The sequence below is a fragment of the Tissierellales bacterium genome (genome assembly GCA_035301805.1).
Lineage (GTDB): Bacteria > Bacillota > Clostridia > Tissierellales > DATGTQ01 > DATGTQ01.
Genome location: DATGTQ010000112.1, coordinates 1 through 10162 on the forward strand (window position 1 = coordinate 1; position 10162 = coordinate 10162).

11 protein-coding genes are annotated in these 10162 nt (G+C 31.9%); all 11 read left to right on the top strand.

What is annotated here, in order from left to right; all coding sequences use genetic code 11:
* The coding region (gene tilS, locus VK071_05095; protein HLR34692.1) for a tRNA lysidine(34) synthetase TilS at positions 1-956 on the top strand (956 nt) is incomplete at its 5' end.
* A gap of 14 nt (positions 957-970) precedes the next feature.
* On the top strand, positions 971-1507 hold the full coding sequence (gene hpt, locus VK071_05100) for a hypoxanthine phosphoribosyltransferase (protein HLR34693.1): 537 nt from the start codon (positions 971-973) through the stop codon (positions 1505-1507).
* A gap of 254 nt (positions 1508-1761) precedes the next feature.
* Positions 1762-3573, top strand: coding sequence for an ATP-dependent zinc metalloprotease FtsH (ftsH, locus tag VK071_05105; protein HLR34694.1), 1812 nt, complete (start codon positions 1762-1764; stop codon positions 3571-3573).
* Between the two features lie 200 nt (positions 3574-3773).
* Positions 3774-3947 carry a hypothetical protein gene (locus tag VK071_05110; protein HLR34695.1) on the top strand — a complete coding sequence of 58 codons (174 nt, stop codon included), beginning with the start codon at positions 3774-3776 and terminating at the stop codon, positions 3945-3947.
* A gap of 301 nt (positions 3948-4248) precedes the next feature.
* Positions 4249-5928, top strand: coding sequence for a methylmalonyl-CoA mutase family protein (locus VK071_05115; GenBank protein ID HLR34696.1), 1680 nt, complete (start codon positions 4249-4251; stop codon positions 5926-5928).
* Between the two features lie 36 nt (positions 5929-5964).
* Positions 5965-6369 (top strand): cobalamin B12-binding domain-containing protein, encoded by a 405-nt coding sequence (locus VK071_05120; protein ID HLR34697.1) that lies wholly within the window; start codon positions 5965-5967, stop codon positions 6367-6369.
* 13 nt (positions 6370-6382) lie between these two features.
* Positions 6383-7315, top strand: a complete 933-nt coding sequence (gene meaB, locus VK071_05125; GenBank protein ID HLR34698.1) for a methylmalonyl Co-A mutase-associated GTPase MeaB — start codon at positions 6383-6385, stop codon at positions 7313-7315.
* A 17-nt stretch (positions 7316-7332) separates the two neighbouring features.
* Entirely contained in the window at positions 7333-7734 is a 402-nt protein-coding gene (gene mce / locus VK071_05130; GenBank protein ID HLR34699.1) for a methylmalonyl-CoA epimerase, read from the top strand.
* Positions 7735-7760: 26 nt separating this feature from the next.
* Complete coding sequence (locus VK071_05135) at positions 7761-9305, top strand: carboxyl transferase domain-containing protein (GenBank protein ID HLR34700.1); 1545 nt, start codon at positions 7761-7763, stop codon at positions 9303-9305.
* A 13-nt stretch (positions 9306-9318) separates the two neighbouring features.
* Entirely contained in the window at positions 9319-9690 is a 372-nt protein-coding gene (locus VK071_05140; protein HLR34701.1) for an OadG family protein, read from the top strand.
* A 28-nt stretch (positions 9691-9718) separates the two neighbouring features.
* Positions 9719-10105 (top strand): biotin/lipoyl-containing protein, encoded by a 387-nt coding sequence (locus VK071_05145; protein ID HLR34702.1) that lies wholly within the window; start codon positions 9719-9721, stop codon positions 10103-10105.
* Positions 10106-10162 lie beyond the last annotated feature (57 nt).

Sequence of the window (10162 nt, forward strand, 5' to 3'; positions counted from 1 at the left end):
GTATTGATGGGTTGAAAGGTATACCTTATAAAAGAGGTAATATAATAAGACCATTATTAGATATAAATAGGGATGAAATAGAGGCTTATATAGAGGAAAATAAAATTGATACTAGATTGGATAAAACCAATTTAGAACCTATATATAATAGAAATAAAATTAGGTTAGAACTAATGCCCTATATAGAAGAAAATTTCAATCCAAACATAGTAGATACATTAGCTAGATTTTCTAAGTTAATGTCTATTGATAGTCAATTTTTAGATAAACTTACTAAAGAAGCTTATATTAAAGTAGTGAAAAAAAGAGGAAAAGATAGTATAATTTTAGATAGAGGAAAATTTAGTTTACTACATATGAGTATGAAACAAAGACTAATAAGAAATGCTTTAGAAGAGATACAAGGGAATTTACAAGGTTTTACAGAGAATCATATTAATAGTATAATAAAATTATTTTCTCAGGGAGATACTGGAAAGGCTATTAATTTAATTCATAATATAATAGCTAAGATAAGTTATGGAGACTTAATTATAGAAAAGGGAAGACTTTTGGAAAGGAAAGACTATTTCTATAAATTAAATATTAATGGTAGCACTTATATAGAAGAATTAGATTGTTATTTAAAAACTAAAGTGATTTCTAAAGAGAAATGTGAAATAAATTTCAAGAATAGGTTTATAAAATACTTCGATTATGATATGATATCTAATTGTCTATATATAAGGAATAGAAGAAATGGTGATAGATTTAGTCCTATAGGCATGAAAGGAACTAAGAAATTAAAAGATTTTTTTATTGATGAAAAAGTTTCTAAAGAAGAAAGAGATTCTATTCCTTTAGTAGTAGCTGGAGAAGACATTATTTGGGTTCTAGGCTATAGAATAAGTGAAAAATATAAAATTACAGAAAAAACAAAGAATATTATAATTATAGAGAAGCAAAAAATATATTAATTAGGAGGCTTAAAATGGATGATGTTATAAAAGAAGTACTTGTATCTAGTGAGGAAATTCATAAGAGGGTTAAAGAACTAGGTCAGGAAATTACTGAAGATTATAAAGGGAAGGATTTAATGTTAGTTGGTATACTAAAAGGTGCTGTAATATTTATGTCAGAATTAGTACAAAATATAAACTTACCTATTACAATGGATTTTATGGCAGTTTCTAGTTATGGTAACTCCTCCCAATCTTCTGGTGTAGTAAGAATTATAAAGGATTTAGATTGCTATATAGAAGGTAAAGATATTCTAATAGTTGAAGACATAATAGATACTGGACTAACTCTTGACTATCTAACAGATAATTTGAAAAAGAGGGGGCCTAAAAGTGTTAAAATTTGTACATTATTAGATAAGCCAGAAAGAAGGGAAGTTAAAGTTCCAGTAGATTATGTTGGTTTTCAAGTTCCAGATGAATTTATAGTAGGCTATGGAATAGACTACGCTGAAAAGTATAGGAATTTGCCTTATATTTCTGCCTTAAAAGAAGAAGTATCTAGTTAATGTAATTATAGATTAACTTTAATTAGGTTTAAGGATTTTCTATTTTTCATGAACTCTTAAATTTAATATGCTTTCAAGGCTTGTTTCTAAGACATGGAAATATCTAATTAAAATATTGTAAAAATATACTTTGAAGGTTTTAAATATAAGGGATAGGGAAACTATAGTAAATAAGCTGATTGTAATTTTTAAAAAAATATGCTATAATTTGAGAATATAATATTTATTTGTCTAGGTGGAAGGGAGGACAACAATTGAGAAAAATTTTTCGAGGTATAAGTTTCTATTTGCTTATACTTATTATCATAATACTAGTAGTAGAAGTTATCGGAAAAGACGTAGAACAAGTAAAAGAAATAGATGTTACTGAGTTGATTGAACTACTAGATAGAGGTCAAGTTGCAAGCGTTGAAACTTTAGGAAATAAGGTACAAGGCACATTGAAAGACAAAACCAAGTTCGAGACTATACTCCCAGATGAAATACGATATACTTTTTATTCAGATTACTTGAAAAAAGCAGTAGATAATAAGGAAATACGATATGGAGGATTAGCAGAGCCAGAAAGACCTTGGATATTAGAGGCCTTACCTACTATAGTTACTATTCTAATGGTTATAATATTTTTGTTTATAATTATGCAACAATCCCAGGGTGGTGGAAATAGAGTAATGTCCTTTGGGAAAAGTAAAGCAAAAGTTCATAAACAAGATGAAAGTGAAAGGGTAACTTTTGATGATGTAGCTGGTTTAGATGAAGAAAAGGAAGAATTAGGTGAGATAGTTGATTTCTTAGAAAATCCCAGAAAGTTTATTGAACTAGGTGCTAGGATTCCAAAAGGGGTTTTATTGGTAGGACCACCAGGTACAGGTAAGACTTATTTAAGTAAGGCTGTTGCGGGAGAGGCAGGAGTACCTTTCTATATTATAAGTGGTTCTGATTTCGTGGAAATGTTTGTAGGTGTAGGAGCAAGTCGTGTTAGGGATTTGTTTACAGAAGCTAAGAAAAATTCCCCATGTATTATATTTATAGATGAAATTGATGCTGTTGGAAGAAAAAGAGGAGCAGGATTAGGTGGAGGACATGATGAAAGGGAGCAAACATTAAATCAATTATTAGTTGAGATGGATGGATTTGGAACTAACGAAGGTATAATAGTTATGGCAGCTACAAATAGACCGGATATATTAGACCCAGCAATATTGAGGCCAGGTAGATTTGACAGAAGAGTATATGTAGGAAGTCCTGATATAAAGGGAAGAGAAGAAATATTAAAAATTCATACAAGAAATAAACCATTAGATGAAGAAGTAGACTTAAAAGTGGTCGCAAGAAGGACTGCAGGGTTTACACCAGCAGATTTAGAAAACTTAGTTAACGAAGCTGCTTTATTAGCAGCAAGATATAATTTAGAGAAGATTCCCATGAATGTTATAGAAGAAGCATCTATTAAAGTTGTTGCAGGTCCTGAAAAGAAAAGTAGGGTTATTAGCGAGAATGAGAAAAGATTAACTGCATACCATGAGGCGGGGCATGCTTTAACTGCAAGATTATTACCTACTGCTGATCCAGTTCATATGGTTACAATAATCCCAAGGGGGATGGCTGGAGGTTTTACAGCTTATTTACCTGAAGAAGATAGGTATTATGCAACAAAGAAACAATTAGAAGAACAATTAGTTTATATGCTTGGGGGAAGAGTGGCAGAGGCCTTAGTTCTTGATGATATTAGTACAGGTGCACAAAATGATATTGAAAGGGCAACTAAGTTGGCTAGACAAATGGTTACTCATTATGGAATGAGTCAAAATCTTGGACCTATGACTTATGGTACTGATGATGAAGAAGTATTTATAGGAAAAGATTTTGGAAGAGCTAGAAACTATAGTGAAAAGGTAGCAGCTTCAATAGATAAAGAAATGAGAGATATTATAGATAAGGCATATAGCAAAGCAGAAAAATTATTAAGTGACAATATAAATAAACTTCACAACATAGCTCAAGCTTTAATAGATAAAGAAACTTTAGATGCTAAAGAGTTTGAAGAATCTTTTATGGAGGTATAAAGAAAATTGAAAGGTAGCCCAGGCTACCTTTTTTTGTTTTAATAAGAATTTTTAAAAAAGAAGGAATTTTTAAATTTATATAGAAATATAGTATATAGACGGTAATTGGAAATTCAATAAATATAAATACTGCTTTATTTGTGGCAATACGATTAAAACTAAATTGTATAACAAATGAAACTCAGTATTAATGGCCTATTATGGGCATTAATACTGAGTTTATTTTTATTAAGAAAAGGGGAAGAATAAAAAATATAATAGTTTTTCAGGAAGATGGAATGAAAGGTTATAAGGATGGTAGAAAGACTACAAAGTGGAAAATAATATCTAGATGGAATTCTTTCCATGGTAGTACTATTGTTTTTTGTTTATGACGGGGCAACTGGAAGAAGAGGATATAATCCTTTATTATTATAATAAGGTTGTATAAAATTAAATATTTACCTACATTACAATTTTCCATTAAGAACTCCTAGGTTACACTAGGGGTTCTTAATGGAAAATAAAAATAGTATTAAAGGAGAATTTTTTGTGTAGAAATGCAATATATATTTCATAACACTAAAAAGGTGAAATAATCGTTGCAAAAATATTAATATCATATATTATAATACATGAAGGGACCACTAGATTAGAGAGAATAAATTATTAATGCCATAAGGAGGTTTGCTAGATATGTTTGATGATGAAAAGGTAGAAAGTTTAAAATCTTCAAAAGAAAAATGGGAAAAAGAAAATGTTCAAAAAGTAGTAGAAAGATTTCCTGAAAGAAAAGATAAGTTTACAACCGGATCTAATATTGAAGTAGAAAGACTTTATACACCAATAGATACAAATGAACTAGATTATGAAAAAGATTTAGGATTCCCAGGGGAGTATCCATATACAAGAGGAGTTCAGCCTACTATGTATAGGGGTAGACTTTGGACAATGAGGCAATATGCTGGTTTTGCTACAGCTGAAGAGTCGAACAAAAGGTATAAATATCTATTAGAGCAAGGACAAACAGGTTTAAGTGTAGCTTTTGATTTACCAACTCAAATAGGTTATGATTCAGATCACGGTCTTAGTCAAGGAGAAGTGGGAAAAGTTGGAGTAGCAATTGACTCTCTTAAAGATATGGAAACATTATTTGACGGTATTCCTTTAGACAAAGTAAGTACTTCTATGACTATTAATGCCCCTGCTAGTGTGTTACTTGCTATGTATATGGTAGTTGGTGAAAAGCAAGGAGTACCTATGAACAAATTAAGAGGTACTATTCAGAATGATATTCTTAAAGAGTATATTGCAAGAGGAACTTATATATTTCCACCAAAGCCTTCAATGAGATTAATAACTAATATTTTTGAATATTGTTCCGAAAACGTTCCAGGTTGGAATACTATAAGTATTAGCGGGTATCACATAAGAGAAGCGGGAGCCACAGCTGTTCAGGAAGTTGCATTTACATTAGCTGATGGTATAGCTTATGTAGAAGCAGCTATAGAGGCTGGATTAGACGTAGATGATTTTGCACCTAGATTATCTTTTTTCTTTAATGCACATAATGATTTATTAGAAGAAGTAGCTAAATTTAGGGCGGCCAGAAGACTTTGGGCAAGAATAATGAAAGATAGATTTAAAGCTAAGAATGAAAAGTCCATGAGACTTAAATTTCATACACAAACAGCAGGCTCTACACTAACCGCTCAGCAGTCAGATAATAATATTATAAGAGTAACTATACAAACTTTAGCGGCAGTACTTGGAGGTACTCAATCATTACATACTAATTCAAGGGATGAAGCCTTAGCTTTACCAACAGAAGAATCTGTAAGAATAGCTTTAAGAACTCAACAAATTGTAGCCCATGAAAGTGGGGCAGCAGAAACTATTGACCCATTGGCAGGCTCCTATTATGTAGAACATCTTACAAATAAAATAGAAGAAGAAGCATTAAAATATATAGAAAAAATAGATGAATTAGGTGGAGCACCTCAAGCAATAGATAAAGGTTATATACAAAAAGAAATACAAAATAGTGCATATAAATATCAAATGGAAGTTGAATCAGAAGAAAGAATAGTTGTAGGCGTAAATAAGTTCCAAGTAGAAGAGGAGCAAAAAGAAGATATATTAAGAGTAGATCCAGAAGTAGAAAGGTTACAAGTAGAAAAAATTTCTAAATTAAAGGCAGAGAGAAATAATGATGAAGTAGAAAAAACTCTATTAAGTTTGAAAGAAGCAGCAAAAACAGATGAGAACTTAATGCCTTATATATTAGATGCAGTTAAAAGTTATGCAACCTTAGGTGAAATATGTGGCGTATTAAGAGAAGAGTTTGGAGAATATGAACAGTCTGTTATATTATAGAGTATAGCAAAAAAATCCAATAAGGAGGATAAAGAGATGAGTAGGCCAATAAGAGTATTGGTTGCAAAACCAGGATTAGATGGACATGATAGAGGGGCAAAAGTTATTGCAAGGGCTTTAAGAGATGGAGGAATGGAAGTTATATATACCGGACTAAGGCAAACACCGGAGCAAATTGTAGCAGCAGCAATTCAAGAAGATGTAGATGTAGTTGGCTTAAGTATACTTTCGGGGGCTCATAATTATTTGTTTCCTAAGGTTATAGAATTGTTAAAAAATGAAGATGCAGAAGATATTTTATTGGTTGGAGGAGGAGTAATTCCAGAAGAGGATATTCCAGGACTTAAGGAGGCTGGAGTGTCAGAAGTTTTCACACCTGGAACCTCAACTCAAGATGTAGTAGAATATATAAGGAAGCATGTGAAAAAAGAGATTTCATAGGTGGTGTTTACCATTGAATATAGAAGAAAAATTACTTAAAGGTAATAAAAGAGCTTGTGCAAGACTTATAACTATGCTTGAAAATGAAGATGAGGAAGGTATAGATATAATCAAAAGTTTGTATAAATATACAGGCAATGCTTATGTTGTAGGTATTACAGGACCACCAGGTAGTGGAAAAAGTACACTTACTGATAGGTTAGTAAAGGAATTAAGAAAAGAGGGTAAAAAAATAGGGGTAATAGCCATTGATCCTACAAGTCCATTTACTGGTGGAGCCGTTTTAGGTGATAGAATAAGGATGGCAGATTTAGCTATAGATGAAAATATATTTATAAGAAGTATGGGTACAAGGGGTTCCTTAGGTGGGCTATCAAAAGCAACTCAGGGAGCAATTAAAGTACTAGATATTTATGGCGCAGATTATATTTTTGTTGAAACTGTAGGAGTGGGGCAATCAGAAATAGATATTGTTAAAAATGCAGATACAGTTCTCATGGTAATGGTGCCAAACCTAGGAGATGATATACAAGCTATAAAAGCAGGTATAATGGAAATTGCTGATTTATTTGCTATAAATAAGTCGGATTTGGAAGGGGCAGATAAAACAGCAGTGGAAATAGAAATGACCTTAGACCTTAATGATAAAGATAAATTTAGACCAGATGTAGTTAAGGTGTCTGCTAGTAAAAATGAAGAAGTGGATACTCTTTTACAAAAGATAAAAGAACATAGAAGCTTTTTAGAAGAATCTAATGAGTTAGAGAGAAGAAGAAATGAAAATATGAGAGAAGAAATAGTAAAATTAGTAGAAGATGAACTTATGAATATTATAATGTCAAAGGCAAGAGAAGGAGATTTATTAACGGAACTTTCTAAACAAGTAGTTTCAAGGAAGTTAGATCCTTATACTGCAAAGGATGAAATAATAAAACTTTTAAAATAATAAAGGGGGTTAGTTCTTTGGTAACTAAAATTGATCATATAGGTATAGCTGTGGAAAATTTAGAAGAAACATTAAAATTTTACGAAAATGTTCTATGTATGAAGTTAGAAGGTACCGAGGTTGTAGAGGAACAAAAAGTTAAAACAGCTTTTTTGCCTATAGGTGATACGGAAATTGAATTATTAGAGTCAACAGAAAAAGGAGGGCCTATCCATAAGTTTATTGAAAAAAGAGGAGAAGGTGTTCAACATATAGCCTATAGAGTAGAAAATATAGAAGAAGCCATCGAAAAGATGAAAGAAAATGGAATTAGGATGATAGATGAAAAACCTCGTTATGGAGCAGGAGGAGCAAAAATAGCTTTTGCACATCCAAAATCTACTTTTGGAGTTTTAATAGAATTATGTGAAAGAGGTTAATTAAAAATGCATAAAGGAGGGTCAAAGTGAAGGATAAAATTAATAAATTAGTCCAAGCCAAGGAAAAAATACAACTTGGTGGAGGAGAAAAAAGAATCGAAAAACAACACAAATCTGGCAAATTAACAGCTAGAGAAAGAATCAATCTATTATTAGATGAAAATAGTTTTATTGAAATTGATGCTTTTGTAGAACATAGAAGCACAAACTTCGGTATGGAAAAAAAAGAAGCACCGGCTGAAGGAGTGGTAACAGGTTATGGGACAGTAGATGAAAGATTAGTATTTGTTTTCTCCCAAGACTTTACCGTTCTTGGAGGCTCTTTAGGAGAAATGCATGCTGCAAAAATATGCAAGGTTCAAGAAATGGCGGTGAAAATGGGTGCTCCTATTGTAGGATTTAATGATTCTGGTGGAGCAAGAATCCAAGAAGGTGTAGATGCTTTATCAGGTTATGGGAAAATATTTTACAGAAATACAATGGCCTCAGGAGTAGTACCGCAGATATCAGTAATAGTAGGTCCTAGCGCAGGAGGAGCAGTATATTCACCAGCATTAACAGACTTTATCTTCATGGTAGAGAATGTAAGTAGAATGTTTATTACAGGTCCACAAGTAATAAAGACGGTAACTGGAGAAGATGTGTCTCAAGAAGAATTAGGAGGAGCCCGTACTCACAATGAAACTAGTGGAGTGGCTCATTTCATAGATAAAAGTGAAGAAGAAACTATAGAAAGAATTAAAGAATTATTAAGTTATTTACCTTCTAATAACTTAGAAGATTCCCCTAGTGTAGAAAATAATGATGATATAAACAGAATAGAAGAAAGATTAAATGAATTAGTACCAGTAAATCCAAATAAACCTTATGATATGAAAGAAATAATAAAATTATTAGCAGATAATGGAGAATTCTTTGAAGTTCAACCTTATTATGCACAGAATATTGTTATAGGATACATAAGGTTAAATGGAAGAACTATAGGTGTTGTAGGAAACCAACCAAAAGTATTAGCAGGTTGCTTAGATATAAATGCTTCTGATAAAGCAGGTAGATTTATAAGGACTTGTGATGCCTTTAATATTCCACTATTAAACTTAGTAGATGTACCTGGATTTTTACCGGGAACAGATCAGGAATATGGTGGAATTATAAGACATGGAGCAAAAATGCTTTATGCCTATAGCGAAGCTACAGTACCTAAGGTAACTGTAATAATTAGAAAAGCCTATGGCGGAGCATATATTGCTATGTGTAATAAAGAATTAGGAGCAGATCAAGTCCTTGCTTGGCCAAATGCAGAAATAGCTGTAATGGGACCAGAAGGAGCGGCGAATATAATATTTAAACATGACATAAAAGATTCAGATGATCCAGTAAATACTAGGCAAGAAAAAATAGAAGAATATAGAAACACTGTAGCAGACCCATATACAGCAGCCAAAAGAGGCTATGTAGATGATGTAATAGTTCCAAGTAATACAAGGCCAAGAATAATATCAGCATTTGACATGCTTGAAAGCAAAAGAGAAACTAGACCGACTAAAAAACATGGCAATTTCCCAGTATAAAGGGGTGATATAATTGGGTGATATTATTACTACAGGAGATAGTTTAATAATAACTGTATTTAGTATGGTTATTGTATTTTTAACATTATTAATAATATCTTATTTAATAGATGGACTTAGATTAGTTACAAATAAAAATAACGCTACAAAAGAAAATGGTAAGGTAAAAATAGAAGATCAGGACCTATTACCTGAGGAAAAATTAGTATCGGAAAAATCTATTAAAGAAGATGAAGAGTTAGTAGCAGTTATTGCAGCAGCAATAGCAGCTAGTGAAGGAATTTCAATTCCACAGGTGAAAATTAACACAATTAAAAGAGTATCAAAAAATACACCTACTTGGGCAAAAACCGGTAGGGAAGAGAATATATTCAATAAATTGTAATATATAAATAACTACGGGAGGTTAAAAGATGAAAAAGTATCTTATAACGGTAAATGGTAACCAGTATGAAGTGGAAGTAGATGAGATAGACAGTGGTGAAACAGTATCACAAAGACCAGTTGAAAGTAAACCTGTACCAAAAGTTATAGAAGAAAAACCAAAAGCAGAAAAACCAGCAGAAAAGAAAGTAGCACCTGAAGGAACAGAAACTATAGATGCACCAATGCCTGGAAATATACTAAAAGTAGATGTAAATGAAGGGGATAGTGTTACAGCTGGACAAGTACTAATTATACTAGAAGCTATGAAAATGGAAAATGAGATAGTAGCTCCAAGGGATGGAAAGATAACTAGTATATTAGTTAACGAAGGTGCTTCTGTAGATGGAGGAGAAAATTTACTTACAATTGAATAGTGACTACGGAAGAAAGGAAGGTAGAATAGATGCTATTAGATATTTTAAAAGAGTTTC